Source organism: Candidatus Omnitrophota bacterium (assembly GCA_034717435.1).
In the GTDB taxonomy this organism is placed as follows: Bacteria; Omnitrophota; JAUWXU01; order JAUWXU01; family JAUWXU01; genus JAYELI01.
Genome location: JAYELI010000021.1, coordinates 1 through 14,708 on the forward strand (window position 1 = coordinate 1; position 14,708 = coordinate 14,708).

The following is a 14,708-nucleotide window of genomic DNA, read 5'->3' on the forward strand; positions in this document are numbered from 1 at the left end:
CACTATTCCGCTTTTCGCGGCGACTATGGCAGTTCCCTCTTCCGCTTTAATATCAACCCCTTTATTTTTTATTCCATTCTTGACAGACCCGAAAAAAGAACAGATTTTGTTCTTTAACGGCCAGATAAACCTGTTTTCTATCCGGGCGGTCTTGAAAAAAGAAGGCTGGAGCCGGCCGGTTGAAGATTTTTTATAGGGATAAACCCCGGGAATAAACAGGAGCTGGCCGATATCAATTTTGTTCTTATCCGACAGGCGGTTAACCCGGGCTATTTCCTCCGCGCTTAAATGGTAGATTTTGGCAATCCGGGAAAGAGTTTCTCCTTTTTTGACAGGGTGGTAGATGCCGATTTTTCTTGCTACCGGCCTGGGAGAAGGAACCGTAGCACAGCCTGCCAGAAACATGGACAGCAAGATTAAAAGTATAAATCTATTTTTCATTGTTTTATGGAGCGGGTGAAGGGAATCGAACCCTCGTATTCAGCTTGGGAAGCTGATATTCTACCATTGAATCACACCCGCATATTTTATAAGTTATTTCTTCTCCGCTCTTCGATGAATATAAAGAAAAATCAGGTAAAAAATAATAATCTGGCCCCAGACATAGAACCAGCCGAATTTATCGCTTGCCAGAATAGTCAGGTCCATTTTTGAATTTCTTTCTTTCAACCTGAATTACTTTCAGGGTAGTGAATATAAATCCTCCCCAGACCGCTGCGCAGACGAAAATTATCATCAGTACTACGGACAGGTCAATGCCTGAGGGGATAAATTCAGCTTCTGGTGTTTTTGGTAAGACCCTGCTGATTATTCCAAGCTCCTGAAGCTTCTCAAGCAGGATAGATAGAAAAATTAAGATGGTAACCGCAGGAACCACAAGCTTCATCCAGGGCCTGGCCCAGGAACCAAGTTTAAACCGGGCATTCTTATTGATTTCTTCAAACCCCTTCTCTTTCATAAACCACCCTACCGCGATAATACAGAGCAGGCCGAAGAAAGGCAGGGCTAATTGCCCGATGACCAGGTCCATTTTGCTGAGCAGGGCTAATTTTTGGCCCAGCCCCGCGTTTTTAAGATAGCCGTTAGCGATAAAAGGCAGTCCCATTACCCAGAGCAGGATTCCGGTCAGGATCGCTGATTTCTTTCTTGGCCAGCCGACTTCGTCTTTTAACCAGGCAATGCTCGGTTCCTGAATGCTGATCGCGCTGGATAAGGCTCCAAAAGTAAGCAGGGTAAAAAATAATCCGCCGAATAACCAGCCGGCAGGCATTTTTTCAAATACCTTCGGCAGGACCAAAAATGTCAGGCCGATGCTTTGAGACCCTGAAACAAGCTTTCCAAAGCCAAGGGCAAAAGCAGCAGGAAATATGGCAAATCCAGCCAGTATTGACGAAGAAGTATTACCCAATGCGCAGGCAATAGAATTGGCCGGTATTCCCCAGTCGTTTTTCAAGTAAGAGCCGTAGATCAGCATTGCTCCCATTCCCAGGCTGAGGGTGAAGAACACCTGGCCTAAGGCCGCAATCCAGGTGGCGGGATTAAGCAGTCCGCTCCAGCGGGGCCTCATGTAGAACTCAATCCCCGCGCTTGCTCCGGGTAAAGTAATAGATCTGACAGCTACGATAGCCAGAAGGATGAATAAAGATGGTATCATAAACCGGCAGGCCTTCTCTATTCCGCGCTGGACGCCCAAGGCCAGGATAAAACTGGTAATAAGCACCGCCAGCGCGTGAACCACAAACACCCAGGGGCTGGCTAAGAAACCAAGGAAGAATTTTTCCATTTCAACCCCGAAATAAAGCCTCCCGAAAGATGCCGCGACAAAAAATATCACCCAGCTGGTTATTACGATGTAATAAGCATATAAGAAAAAAGGCCCGATTACACCCCATGCCCCGATGTCGCGGCCAAAAGGAAATTTGATTTTCTGGAATGCGCCCAGGGACTCTCTGCGGGTATGCCGGCCGATGGCCCACTCGGCCATCATCGCAAATATCCCGACCCCGAACAGAATGATTATATAGGGAATAATAAAAGCGCCGCCGCCGTATTTGCCGACAAGATAGGGAAATCTCCAGATATTACCCAGGCCGACCTCTGTCCCGATCATTGCCAGAATCATTCCGATATGCGTATTCCACGTTTCCCTTTTCTTATTCATTAAACTAATTTCACCTATTGCATATTAAGCTATGAGCTGTGAGCTTTGGGCCGGGCTTACAGCCCGTTTGTTTATTTGTGGTTGAAGAACTTTTCTACCACTTTAATGGCGCAGTATTCCCCGCACATTGTGCATACGTCAGAAATTTTCGGTTCGCTTTCTTGTCTAAGTTTTTGCGAATACCCGGGGTCTATCGACAGCTCGATCTGTTTTTTCCAGTTTCTGCGTTTACGCGCCCTGGATATAGCCAGATCTTTAGCTAAGGAACCTTTTATTCCTTTAGCAATATCTCCGGCATGGGCAGCGATACGCGTGGCAATAACACCCTGCTTTACATCATCTGCCGATGGCAGCCTGATATGTTCAGATGGAGTGACATAGCAGAGGAAGTCTGCTCCGAAACCAGCTGCTATCGCTCCGCCGATGGCCGCATTAATATGGTCGTATCCCATCGCTATATCGGTAACCAGCGGCCCCAGCACATAAAACGGCGCCTGGTTGGAAATCTTTTTTTGCAGGATCACATTAGTTTCTATCTCGTTTAAGGGAATATGTCCCGGTCCTTCGATCATAACCTGCACGCCTTTATCTTGTGCCTGCCGGGTAAGCTGGCCTAAGAGGACTAATTCCTGGATTTGGGCCCTGTCTGTAGAATCAGCAATTGAACCCGGGCGCATACCATCCCCAAGGCTTAAAGTTATATCATAACGCCGGGCTATATCCAGCACCCTGTCAAACTTTTCATAAAGAGGATTTTCTTTTTTATTGTAAAGCATCCAGGTTGCCAGAAAGGCGCCGCCCCGGCTCACTATATTGATTAACCGGGGGCCTTTTTTGATGCGGTCTAAGGTTTCTGAAGTAATCCCCGCATGGATGGTCATAAAGTCAACCCCGTTTTTTGCCTGGGACTCAATCGCCGAAAATATATCCTCTTCCTCCATTTTGACGATCATTTTTCTTTTTTTAACCGTCTTGATAGCTGCTTCGTAGATCGGGACTGTTCCCAGGGGGACGGGACTGTTTTTGATGATTTCTTTGCATATTTTTACTATATCCCCGCCTGTGCTTAAGTCCATTACCGTATCGGTGTTTGCCTCTAAGGATACCTTTAGCTTTTCAACCTCTTCTTTTAGCGAAACATGCTCGGCCGAGGTGCCGATATTAGTGTTTACCTTTGTCCGCAGTCCTTTTCCTATTCCGCAGGGCCTGGATAACCTGCGGTTGATATTGGATGGAATTACTATTTTGCCTTCGGCTGTGCCGGATCGGATGTATTCCGGATCCAGTTTTTCCAGCCGGGCTATTTTTCTCATTAAGGGAGTAATCTTTTTTTTTCTGGCAGATTCAATTTGAGTCATACGGTATCCTATTGCTAAATGGTTAAATTGCTAAACTGATAAATAGCTAAATTGCTAAACTAGTATAGCAGTTTAGCAATTTTTAAAGTTGATTTTCTTATGCTTTTACTTTTTAGCACGGCCGAGGCAATGGCTATTCCGTCCGGTTTTTGGGTAATTACGCTTTCTATGTTGGCGATATTTATACCGCCGATAACCACCAGGGGAATACGCGTCGATCTTTTGATGCGGTTGATCATTTTAACGCCAACCGGCGGGCCTGTCAACTTGGAAGATGTGCTGAAAATCGGCCCCAGGGCAATATAATCAGCTCCCTCCTGTTCAGCTTTTCGAGCTTCGGTTAACGAATGGATGGATATCCCGATGAGCTTTTTCGGCGCTAATTTTCTGGCAAAACCTAAAGGAAGATCTTCCTGGCCGAGGTGGACACCGTCAGCGCCTGTTGCTAAGGCTATGTCTATCCGGTCATTAATAATGAATTTGACTTTATTTTTTTGGGTCAGCTTCCTTAACCCTAAGCCGATCTTGATCAGCCTGCGGGTGCTGGAGTATTTATCCCGCAGTTGGATGGTTGTGGCCCCGCCGCTGATAACCGAAGAGGCAGTCTCCAATTCGCTTTTTTTGCCGATTAAGGCCTTATCGATAATTACGTATAATCTCAGGATATTTCTTAGAGACATTTTACTTGCCTTGTGTTAGCTCATGGCTCATAGCCCATAGCTCATGGCTCATAGCTCTTTAGCCTTCTCCGTAGAGATTATCTTTAGCAGAGTTCTCTGCTCCAGCGTATATAGCTTAAATCTCAATTGCTGGAAATCCACGGCTGTTTTTTTATTTATCGTTTTTGAAAATTCTTCCAGCACCCGCAGGGCCTCTTCGGAACGGCGGATATTGGCAGTAAAAATCTCCCGCACTTCATTTTTCCTCTTTTTTGGCCTGAAAGCGTAGTTGCCGACATCCCGCCGGCTGTCTCTGGATTTAAGCAGCTGCTCGGCGGTTAGAGGAAGATTTTGCGAGAGATGGCTGAGGAGATGGCGGTAATTCTTGAACCGGGAGGTAAGTTTGCTGTCGTTTAGAATAAATCTGGTTATTTCCTCACAAACCCTAAGCCCTTCCCGCGACCTATTCAGGTTTGCGTCAATAATCCGGTAAATCCTGGAATTCATTTATGCCTTGCTATAATAGTTTTTATGATGCCGGTGGTTGAGCGGCCTTTCAGGAAAGGAATAATAATAACTTTTCCGCCGCAGGCCTCGACAAAACTTTTGCCGACTACCTGTTTCTTTTTCCAGTTTCCGCCCTTGACCAAAATATCCGGTTTCAGGCGTTTGATCAGATTTAAAGGCGTGGATTCGTTAAAAACAGTTACATAATCGACGCATTCTAATCCGGCAATGACTTCAATCCTATCCTCCTGGGGGGCTAAAGGCCTTGTTTTGCCTTTGATGGCCCTTGTTGATGAGTCGCTGTTTATAGCTGCGATCAGGATATCGCCTTTCTGTTTAGCCTGGATCAGGTATCTTACGTGGCCGGCGTGGACTATATCAAAACAGCCGTTGGTAAAAACGATTGTTTTGCCGCTCTTTTTTAAATTAGTAATGATCCCTTTTAACTTCAGAGGATCTTTTATTTTGCTGTTCGCCATTTTTTATAAATCCTGAATACTAAATGATCCTAACCTCTGAGTTGATATTACGTAGTATCTATTTTATACAATGCTTCTTCTGCTATCTCACAGATCGCATGAGCAGCGGTAATGTGCGTTTCCTGGATCCGGGGTGTATCGTGGGACGGAACAATAAAAGCAATGTCTGCTAACGCGGCAAGCTTTCCGCCGTCTTTACCGGTAAAGGCGGCGGTCTTAAGGCCCAGGTCTTTAGCGGTTTTTACTGCTTTGATGATGTTTGGGGCCATACCGCTGGTTGAAATAGCGATCAGGATATCGTCCTTTTTTCCCAGGCCGGAAAGCTGTTTGGCAAATACCAGCTCATAGGAATAATCGTTTGCCAGGCTGGTCAGAACAGATGTGTCGGTAGAAAGCGCTATAGCCGGCAGGGGTTTTTTGTCTTTCTTAAACCTGCCGATAAATTCACAGGCGATATGCTGACAGTCAGCCGCGCTGCCGCCGTTGCCGCAGAGTAAAACCTTCCCGCCGTTTTTTAACGAACCAATTATCAGCCGGGTTATTTCAACAATAACCTCAACTTGCTCCCGGGACGTTTTTTCCTTAACCCGGATACTTTCTTTAAAAACACTTCGTATTTTATTTTCCATAATCGCAAATATCCTTGCGCAATGACATGTTGAATTACAAACAATATACAATTCAGACTGTGTCGTAATTCATTTCGTTGTATACTGATACACAATATGTTGTAGTTGCCCAATTTATTGGGCGCTCTATGCTGTGCCTGATAAATCAGGCAGCTGCGTGACACAGTCTGATTACAAAATTACAATGGCCAAAACCGGATCCGGTCATTGTAATTTGTGATTTAACCAGAGAATATTTTACCAATTTCATAAAGCTCCATGTCTAATGTCTTTAATTTTCCTACCGCTTCCTCTAAAGGCACCGAGGTGATCTTGTTGCCCTGGATGCTGACCATCTGCCCGAATTTTTTATCGGTCACAAGTTCTACTGCCTTTACTCCGAACCTGGTCCCTAAAATTCTATCAAAGGCTGTTGGAGAACCACCGCGCTGGAGGTGGCCTAAGACCACAGACCTGGTTTCATAACCTGTATTTTCAGCAATTATCTCAGCCAGGGCTTTTCCTATTCCGCCAAGCATTACGTTGCCAAAGGCATCGGTATCTTTTTTTTGAGTTATCTCGGACTGCCTGGAAAGCTTTGCCCCTTCGGCTACTGCCACGATGTTGAAAAGCTTCCCCCGGCCGCGGCGTTTTTCAATAAAACCGCAGACCTCGTTTATATCTATGGGTATTTCGGGAATCAAAATTATATCTGCCCCGGCAGCTATTCCTGCTTCAGCAGCGATCCAGCCGGCATGCCTTCCCATTATCTCTACAACCATAACCCGGTGGTGCGATTCGGCAGTGGTTCTCAACCGGTCCATTGCCTCCATAGCTATATTAACGGCAGTATCGAACCCAAAGGTATAATCAGTGGCTGAAAGGTCATTATCAATGGTCTTGGGGACCCCTATTATGTTTAAGCCCTGTTTGGACAACTTTAACGCTGCTCCGGTGGTATCATCTCCGCCGATTGCTATTAAGGCAGACAACCCTAATTGGTTATAATTATCAATCGCCTTTTTAGCGTCCCCTTCTTTTTTATAAGGGTTGGTGCGGGATGTCCCGAGTATGGTTCCGCCGTAATTGATAATTCCGGATACTGAATCGATATCCAGCCGGATCGTATCGTTATCGATCAGCCCTTTCCACCCATCCCTGATGCCTGTTATTTCATACCCCCTTAAAAGGCCTTTTCTTACTATGGCCCGGATAACCGGGTTTAACCCCGGGCAGTCACCTCCGCCGGTTAATATACCGATTTTCACTGATACCTCCTTATTCTCCAAGTTCCATCCGCCTGGTTGTATCGTCCCTTTTTAATTCCTTCCTGCTCTTTTCGATGATTTTAGCGACATGAATTTTAACCCTGATCTCGTCTTCTATCCCCAGCACATGCCGAAGCCGGTCTTTTATCGATGATTGCAGTCTTTCGCTTATCTCCGGAATATTTACGCCCGAATAAAATACTACCCTCACCAAAATATCCAGCCCCTTTTTTTTGATAACAACCCGGGGTTTTATCTCCCGGATATCCAGGAATTGACTGCCTGCCCGTTTGATTATATCTTCCAGGGCGGAGAATGATACCGTGGTCATTCCGCTGGAGCCGCTGAATAAAATATCCTTTTCCGCTCCGAATATCCCCTCCAAAGAATGGATAACAAATAGAAAGCTGATTGAAATCAAAAGCACCCCTATTATCCCGATGATCACCGTGTTTAAGCTGAACGAATAATAAAACTGAGTGACGTTATTAATGACTTCCGGGAGTGTTATCAGGCCGCTGGAAAGACAGACCAGGAAACTGCCGATGACAAAAAAACTCAAGGTGTACAAGGTTATTACCAGAAAGTTTGTTAATTTCATTTTACCCCCTTATCCTTTTTCCAACAACTTTTCAATAAAAGCAGTATGCACCCGGCCTTTTAGAAAATCCGGGTTCTCCAATATTTTTTTATGCAAAGGCAAGGTTGTTTTTACCGGTTCTATTATGAATTCTTTTAATGCGCGCCGCATAATATGGATGGCCTCAGACCTGTTTTTTCCATAGGTTATTAATTTACCGATCATAGAATCGTAGTAAGGGGAGATCTCATAACCCGGATAGACATGCGTATCTATCCTGATTCCCCGGCCGCCGGGAAGATTCAATTTCGTAATTTTGCCCGGGCAGGGAATAAAATTTCTTTCGGGATCTTCGGCATTGATCCTGCATTCGATCGCACAGCCCTTAATTTTGATATCAGACTGCTTGGTCCTCAATTTTTCTCCCCAGGCTATTTTGATTTGCTTTTTGAGAAGGTCTATCCCGGTTACCATTTCGGTAACAGGGTGTTCGACCTGGATCCTGGTATTCATTTCGATAAAGAAATAATTATTTTTTTTATCGACTAAAAATTCCACGGTTCCCGCGCTGGTATAATTGGCGATCCTGGCGCATTTAACAGCCGCTTCTCCCATCTTTTTGCGCAGTTTGGCCGTCATGATCGGAGAAGGGGATTCTTCGATCAATTTTTGATGTTTTCGCTGAATACTGCAGTCTCTTTCTCCTAAGTGGACTATATTGCCAAAGTTGTCGCCGAGAATCTGGATTTCAACGTGGCGGGCCCCTTCGATATATTTTTCTATATATATGTCAGCGGCCCCGAAGGATGCTTCGGCCTCTCTTTGGGCGGTCATCAGAGAACTGATCAGGTGCCCGTCGTTATGGGCAACCCGCATTCCTTTACCGCCGCCGCCTAACCTGGCCTTTATGATCACAGGGTATTTAAGCCGTTTAGCGATTTTAATCGCCTCGTCTTTGGTCTTAACAACACCATCGCTTCCCGGAACTGTCGAGATACCCGCCTTTTTTGCAGTCTTTCTGGCGATGGTTTTATCGCCCATCAATACTACGCTTTTTGACCCGGGCCCGATAAATTTGATCTGACAGGATTGGCAGATTTCGGCAAAATGAGGATTTTCGGCCAGGAAACCATAGCCCGGATGTATGGCTTGCACATCCGTGATTTCCGCGGCGCTAATAATCGCCGGGATGTTAAGATAACTTTCCTTGCTTGGGGCCGGGCCGATACATACGGCTTGATCAGCCAGTCGAACGTGGAGAGAATCCTTATCTGCCGTCGAATAAACAGCCACTGTCTTTATTCCCATTTCCCTGCAGGCTCTGATGATCCGCAGGGCCACTTCTCCCCTGTTGGCGATCAATACCTTATTGAACATCAAAAAAATTTCCTTTAAATTAAACTGCTAAACTGCTAAATGGTTAAATTGCTAAACTTGAAGTTTTTCTACGTTAAACAACGGCTGTCCAAACTCCACCGCTTCTCCGTTTTTAACCAGGATTTCGGCTATTTTGCCTTTTACGTCGGATTTTATTTCGTTCATTAATTTCATGGCTTCGATTATGCAGATGACCTGGTTTTCTTCTATTGTCTGTCCGGATTCAACGAATGGGTCGGCGTCCGGCGAAGGGGCCCGGTAGAATGTCCCGACCATCGGAGAAACAATTAGATGCGTGTCTTCAGCGATTTTAGCAGGTTCAGTTGTCTCTTCGGCGGGCAGGTTTTTTACTATTGTTTTACCCCCGGATTTTTTAAGACAAATCTTCAGGCCGTCCCTCTCTATTTCTAACTCGGTCAGGTTATTTTCATTCATCAGGCTGATCATTTCTTTTATTTCTTTTAGATTCATTTTTAAGCTCTCCCCATGTATTTACCGGTCCTGGTATCGATCTTTATGATATCTGCCTGATTAATAAACAAGGGAACCTGAATCTCCAGGCCTGTTTCTAACTTAGCAGGTTTATATCCTCCCTGGGCTGTGTTGCCCCTAAACCCCGGTTCGGTGTAAGCCACTTTTAATGTTACGAAGTTAGCCGCTTTAACCTTTATTATTTTATTGTCGCACAGCAAAGCGGTAACATGGTCGTTTTCTTTTAAAAAACCCTTGCAATCAGCAAGCAGGTGGCTGTCGATAATCGTTTCTTCATAGGTTTTCTCATTTAAGAAATGGTAAAAATTATCAATTTTATAGCTGAACAGTAAAGCCCTCTCTTCTAAATAGGCGTCTTCAACCTTTTCTCCTGCCCGGAAGGTTTTATTGATCACAGCCCCGCTTTTTAAATTCTTGAGCCTTGTCCGGACAAAAGCGCCTCCTTTTCCGGGTTTTATGTGCTGAAACTCCAGAATATAGTAAAGGGAATTGTCAAGCTTTATTACCATTCCGTTTTTAAAATCTTTTGTATTAATCATCGCTTAACTATGGTTTTTGACAGGCTGGATAGGACCTCATGGCCCTGGCTGGTTACCAGCACCATGTCTTCTATGCGGATACCTCCCCACCCGGGGATGTAAACACCTGGCTCAATAGTTATTACCATGCCTTTGGTTAATTCTGTTTTACTGCTTTTGGATATTTGGGGCTGTTCGTGAACTTCTCTTCCTACGCCGTGCCCTAAGCTGTGGATAAAATATTTCGCCAGTCCGTGTTTTGCTAAATACCTTCTGGCTGTGCCGTCAATTTCGCAGGCTTTAACCCCCGGCGCTATCCGGTTTATTGCTTTGTCCTGAGCGGTTATCACCAGATTGTAAATTGCCTCAAACCGTTGGGTCATTCTACCTAAAAACACCATTCTTGTCAAGTCGGAATTATAGCCGTTCAGGCTTGTTCCCATGTCTATCAAAACCGGCTGGTTCTGTTGTAGTTTTTTATCACCGGGCCGGGCATGCGGCAGGACCGTTCGTTGTCCTGAGGCTACTATAGCGGGAAAAGAGCTTTCCTCGCCCCCTAAATCCTTAAGAAAAAACTCTATTTTTCCGGCTATCCATTTTTCGGTTACCTCTGGTGTCATAAGGCCGGTTACAGAGCTGAAAACCTCTTCGGTAATAGATATCGCTTTTTTAATGCTCCGTATCTCGCTGTCATCTTTAACCGCTCTTAAATTTTCGATAAGATTGGATGTCGCAGTCAGCTTTACCGGCGAAAGTTCGGTTTTTAGCCTTTTATATCCGGCGTAGCTTAAAGAATTAGCCTCAAACCCCAGGCGTTTTAACTTTAATTTATTGAAAAGCTTCTTTAGTGAGCCGTAGATAAGGCCGCGTTCGATTTTGACTTTGAAATTTACTGCTTTTTCAAAGCAGATTTGGCCAAACCTGGGGTCGGTAAGCAGATAATTGGCATCGGGGGTAATAAGCGCCCAGGCATCTATCCGGGTAAGACTGCTAAGATAGCAGGCATTAACGGATTTTGTTACCAGCAGGCCGTCCAGCTTTTGTTGTTTTAGCCGGCGGTAGAGTTTTTTAAATTTTGATGTTATGATTTGTCAGGCCCTTTGGATTCTTCGATCAACATTATTGGAATGCCGTTGCGGATAGGGTACCTCTTTTTGCATCCAACGCATACTATCTCTTCTGCTTCCAACCTGACCTCTTTCTTGCAGGCCGGGCAGGCAAGCATTTCTAACAGTTTTTTATCAATCATCCTGTTAAACCTCGTTTAGTTATTCTCGGGTTTGTCTATCAACAGCGGTTCGACGGTCCTTTCGGCGCCGCCGATCTTAGATACATCCTTATCTATTTTTGCAAATTCCTTATATGCCGAATTATACGATCCCACCGTAGTATTCAGGTTTTTTCCGACCCTTCTCATCAGTTCGTCATAGGAGGTCAGGTGCCTTCCCAGTTCCTTTACTTTTTTGATGACATCCTTGACCGATTCCTCGATCTTTAGGGCGTGCAAGGCCTGCAAAATGGTTTGCAGATAGGCCAGAAATGTCGTCGGTGAAGTGATTATTACGTGTTTAGAATAGGCGTATTCGATTAAATTGACCGAACTTGCTTCTAACGCCCCGACTTTGAACGAGAGCAGGTTGTAAAAGACTCCTTCGGCAGGAATGAACATAATGGCAAAGTCCGTTGTCCCCTCATCCGGTTTTATATATTTACTGGTTTCGTTAATCCTGTTTTTTAGGTCGGTTTTAAGCTCTCTTTCTATTTCCGCGGTTCTTTCCCGGTTTTTTTCGTTACACAGCTGTTCATACCTTTCCAGGGAAAACTTTGCGTCAATCGGAATTACCTTGTCTTTAACGAAGATAACCGCATCAACGATGGAGTTATCGGCAAAGCTATATTGCATTTTGTATTGCCCCGGCGGAAAGGTGTTGTCAAGGAGCGTTTCCAAAAAATATTCGCCAAGCAAACCCCTTTGTTTAGGGCTCTTCAGTATATTTTCAAGGCTTTTTAATTGCGAAGCATAATCAATTATCTGTTTATTCGCGGATTCGAGCTTAACGAGTTTTTCGGTTACATCCCTTACTATCGAGACGCTTTCACTGAACTGCCGCTGTAAGGATTGATTTGTTTCCGCCAGCCTGTCCCCGATAGATTTTGAAAGATTTTCGATCTGGTTCTGAAGAAGCGCCAGGCCTTTGTCCTGCTCACTGTCTTTAGATATTTTTTTAAATGCCGGGTAAATAAAAAACAGTCCGGCTGCAGTCAGAACAATCAAAATACCTATTAATCCGGATAATATACCCATAATTCAGCGCGGCCCCGGCGGCAGAAAATTCTTTAATTTTTTTAAGGCCGCTTCACCTGCTTCCCGGCCTTTTTCGATACATTCGGCGGCTCTATCAAAAGCCATCTGATCAATCTCTCCCAGTTTTGGTTTAATGACCACCTCGGCATCCATTGATTGGTAATTAGACAGCTCCTGGCCCTGGATCTGGTAAGTCTGCATCATCATCTGAAAGATATTACCCGGCAGAGCTTTTTTAATACAAAAGCCGACATCGGATGCTATGATAAACTTTGCGCCCAATTGCCTGGCTACCGCCACCGGAACGGTATTCTTGATCCCGCCGTCAACTATAAACCGGTCATCGATTTTAATCGGCCGGTAAACAACCGGAATGGAACAGCTGGCTGTAATAGCCTGGGACAGGTTTCCTGACCGATAGACCACTGTTTGGCCGTTGCTGATATCGGTGGCCACAACAGCTAAGGGGATGTTTAAATCTTCGAATCCTTTATTCTGAGTGAGTCTGCTGATCGTCTCGGCAAGCTTTTTTCCCTGGTTGATGGCTATCCGGGGAATGATAACATCAATCAGGTCGCGAAACGAAATCCCTAAAGCCATTTTTTCAACCCGTTTTAGGTTTAGATCCAGAGAATAAGCAGCGCCGATAGCGCTTCCCATGCTGGTTGCAACGATTAGATCAATAGGTATTTTTTCCCGGTCTAAAACCTCGAGCACGCCGATATGGGCGATTGCCCGGGCGGCTCCCCCGCCCAGAACCAGAGTAATCTTCTTTGGTTTTTGCTTAAAAGGAAACATCTTGTTAACCTGTAATTTACGTTCCGAGGGACGATCGTTCGCGGAGTTTACCCTGAGCGAAGTCGAAGGGCTCACTCGGACGAGAGACGAAGGATTATTATGTTATCAGTATCCCCGCATATCCCACTACCTGCTCATGATCCCCGGTCACTTCGCCGCTGGTCCGGTATTTTATCAACCGGCCCCTTTTTGCCCCGAGTTTTTTACAGGCAGAAAGCATCGCAACCGCCGGCGCATATCCGCACATGCTGATTTCCAGCTCGGAGATCTTTTCCAGCAAGAGGTCTTCGTTTAGGCCAAGAATGGCATTTATAGCCTGCTTGTCTTTGCTTCTGGCAGAATCCTCTGGCTCGTAATGGGTCATGTCGCTGGATGCCAGAATACAGCTGTTTCTGCCCAGGCTGATAACGGCCCGGGCTATTTCCAGGCCTATTTTTTTAAAGACGCCGGCCTCTTCTCCGCTGATAGTTATAGGCACTATCCTGGCGTCAGGCTGAAGGTATTGAAGGAATGGCAGTTGAACTTCGATGGAGTGCTCATTGGCATGAGCCTCGGGATCTTCCTGGAGATGATCGGAGTTTTTTAAAATCGTTTCTCCAAGAGGCGCATCTATCTCTACATCTCCCAGAGGGGTTCTCCATTTTCCCTTGGTCATAATAGCGTAAGGCTTGCCCTGACGCCTATGATTTAACCCCAGGATAACGAAGCTGTTTTTTGGCCCTATTTGTGAAGCAGTAACTCCGGTGACTGCTCCGGAATAAACATATCCGGCATGAGGCAGGATAGCGCCTATCGCAGGCAGTTTTTCCAGGCCTTTGTTGACGTATTTTTTTATTTGTTTTGTCAAATCAGCCTGCGAATTGGGGTAAAAATAACCGGCAGCAGCCGGATGCCTAACCATTTATTATTATGTCCCTGTCAGCTTGGAAAGGTGTTTTTCGGCTAATTTATGCTTTGGGTCAAGCTCCAATGCCGCCCTAAAAAACTCCTTAGCCTGCTCAGGCATATTCTTGGCTTCGTAAACTATGCCCAAGCTGTAAAGAACTTCTGCGCTTTTAGGATTTTTTTCCAGCGCCTTTTTAAATTCAATTATTGCCTGGTCGTATTTCTCGTTCAAAAAGAGAAATTGGCCGACTTCAAAATACGATTTTTCTTGCATTAAATACTTTTTTTCTTGCTTTTTGAGCTCCGGATCTTCTTTCTCTTGCGCTCACTGGGTTTTTCATAATGCTTGCGGTCTCTGAGCTGTCTCAAGATGCCTTCCCGCTCCATCTTTCGTTTAAACCTTCTCAAAGCTCTTTCCAGCGGTTCACGTTCCCTTAATTTCACTTTCGGCACTTAATTCCATCCCCCTTTCATAAGTATGATAGATATTATAGCCCTTTTTATCATTTTGTCAAGCTGTCTATCAGTTATGTTATCTACGAATTAAAAGTGCACAGTTTTAGACGATTTATGTTTTAAAAGTGCGCACCTTAACCGAAAAAAGGTCATTCTGAGGCCGAAGGCCGAAGAATCTCAGAAAACACGGTTTTATGGGAGATCCTTCGTCGCTACGCTCCACAGGATGACACCTACGCATACGCTCCCTCAGGAAG

General features: G+C 45.1%; 19 protein-coding genes and 1 tRNA gene. All 20 read right to left on the reverse strand.

The features are described 5' to 3' along the window. The coding region (locus U9Q08_01535; protein MEA3328412.1) for a LysM peptidoglycan-binding domain-containing protein at window positions 1–441 on the reverse strand (441 nt) is incomplete at its 3' end. Window positions 442–448: 7 nt separating this feature from the next. Then, a tRNA-Gly gene (locus tag U9Q08_01540) sits at window positions 449–522 on the reverse strand. 97 nt (window positions 523–619) lie between these two features. Further along, entirely contained in the window at window positions 620–2,161 is a 1,542-nt protein-coding gene (locus U9Q08_01545) for a sodium-dependent transporter (protein ID MEA3328413.1), read from the reverse strand. 71 nt (window positions 2,162–2,232) lie between these two features. Further along, a complete protein-coding gene (gene thiC, locus U9Q08_01550) occupies window positions 2,233–3,519 on the reverse strand; it encodes a phosphomethylpyrimidine synthase ThiC (GenBank protein MEA3328414.1) in 1,287 nt (428 codons plus the stop codon). Between the two features lie 59 nt (window positions 3,520–3,578). Then, entirely contained in the window at window positions 3,579–4,199 is a 621-nt protein-coding gene (gene thiE / locus U9Q08_01555) for a thiamine phosphate synthase (protein ID MEA3328415.1), read from the reverse strand. 48 nt (window positions 4,200–4,247) lie between these two features. Then, window positions 4,248–4,685, reverse strand: a complete 438-nt coding sequence (locus U9Q08_01560; protein ID MEA3328416.1) for a thiamine-phosphate pyrophosphorylase — start codon at window positions 4,683–4,685, stop codon at window positions 4,248–4,250. Next, window positions 4,682–5,164, reverse strand: a complete 483-nt coding sequence (gene rfaE2 / locus U9Q08_01565) for a D-glycero-beta-D-manno-heptose 1-phosphate adenylyltransferase (GenBank protein MEA3328417.1) — start codon at window positions 5,162–5,164, stop codon at window positions 4,682–4,684. Before rfaE2 ends, U9Q08_01560 begins: the two co-directional genes overlap by 4 nt. 47 nt (window positions 5,165–5,211) lie before the next feature. Further along, complete coding sequence (locus U9Q08_01570; protein ID MEA3328418.1) at window positions 5,212–5,793, reverse strand: D-sedoheptulose 7-phosphate isomerase; 582 nt, start codon at window positions 5,791–5,793, stop codon at window positions 5,212–5,214. Window positions 5,794–6,014: 221 nt separating this feature from the next. Next, window positions 6,015–7,040 carry an ATP-dependent 6-phosphofructokinase gene (locus U9Q08_01575; GenBank protein MEA3328419.1) on the reverse strand — a complete coding sequence of 342 codons (1,026 nt, stop codon included), beginning with the start codon at window positions 7,038–7,040 and terminating at the stop codon, window positions 6,015–6,017. Between the two features lie 10 nt (window positions 7,041–7,050). Next, window positions 7,051–7,641 (reverse strand): alkaline shock response membrane anchor protein AmaP, encoded by a 591-nt coding sequence (gene amaP / locus U9Q08_01580; protein ID MEA3328420.1) that lies wholly within the window; start codon window positions 7,639–7,641, stop codon window positions 7,051–7,053. Between the two features lie 9 nt (window positions 7,642–7,650). After that, window positions 7,651–8,997: an acetyl-CoA carboxylase biotin carboxylase subunit gene (gene accC / locus U9Q08_01585; GenBank protein MEA3328421.1), complete on the reverse strand. Its 1,347-nt coding sequence runs from the start codon at window positions 8,995–8,997 to the stop codon at window positions 7,651–7,653. 51 nt (window positions 8,998–9,048) lie between these two features. Continuing rightward, window positions 9,049–9,468, reverse strand: a complete 420-nt coding sequence (accB, locus tag U9Q08_01590) for an acetyl-CoA carboxylase biotin carboxyl carrier protein (GenBank protein ID MEA3328422.1) — start codon at window positions 9,466–9,468, stop codon at window positions 9,049–9,051. A gap of 2 nt (window positions 9,469–9,470) precedes the next feature. Continuing rightward, the gene (gene efp / locus U9Q08_01595) at window positions 9,471–10,028 is read right to left on the reverse strand and encodes an elongation factor P (GenBank protein MEA3328423.1); all 558 of its coding nucleotides are present in this window, start codon (window positions 10,026–10,028) and stop codon (window positions 9,471–9,473) included. Continuing rightward, entirely contained in the window at window positions 10,025–11,095 is a 1,071-nt protein-coding gene (locus tag U9Q08_01600; protein ID MEA3328424.1) for an aminopeptidase P family protein, read from the reverse strand. Before U9Q08_01600 ends, efp begins: the two co-directional genes overlap by 4 nt. Continuing rightward, window positions 11,089–11,256: a Trm112 family protein gene (locus U9Q08_01605; GenBank protein ID MEA3328425.1), complete on the reverse strand. Its 168-nt coding sequence runs from the start codon at window positions 11,254–11,256 to the stop codon at window positions 11,089–11,091. The genes U9Q08_01600 and U9Q08_01605 overlap by 7 nt, the downstream gene beginning before the upstream one ends. Window positions 11,257–11,271: 15 nt before the next feature. After that, window positions 11,272–12,312 (reverse strand): DNA recombination protein RmuC, encoded by a 1,041-nt coding sequence (locus tag U9Q08_01610; GenBank protein MEA3328426.1) that lies wholly within the window; start codon window positions 12,310–12,312, stop codon window positions 11,272–11,274. A 3-nt stretch (window positions 12,313–12,315) separates the two neighbouring features. Next, window positions 12,316–13,110, reverse strand: coding sequence for a patatin-like phospholipase family protein (locus U9Q08_01615; GenBank protein MEA3328427.1), 795 nt, complete (start codon window positions 13,108–13,110; stop codon window positions 12,316–12,318). Window positions 13,111–13,207: 97 nt separating this feature from the next. Further along, window positions 13,208–14,011 carry an AmmeMemoRadiSam system protein B gene (gene amrB, locus U9Q08_01620; protein MEA3328428.1) on the reverse strand — a complete coding sequence of 268 codons (804 nt, stop codon included), beginning with the start codon at window positions 14,009–14,011 and terminating at the stop codon, window positions 13,208–13,210. Window positions 14,012–14,017: 6 nt separating this feature from the next. Then, window positions 14,018–14,269 (reverse strand): tetratricopeptide repeat protein, encoded by a 252-nt coding sequence (locus U9Q08_01625; GenBank protein MEA3328429.1) that lies wholly within the window; start codon window positions 14,267–14,269, stop codon window positions 14,018–14,020. Continuing rightward, a complete protein-coding gene (gene rpsU / locus U9Q08_01630) occupies window positions 14,269–14,448 on the reverse strand; it encodes a 30S ribosomal protein S21 (protein MEA3328430.1) in 180 nt (59 codons plus the stop codon). The genes U9Q08_01625 and rpsU overlap by 1 nt, the downstream gene beginning before the upstream one ends. Window positions 14,449–14,708 lie beyond the last annotated feature (260 nt).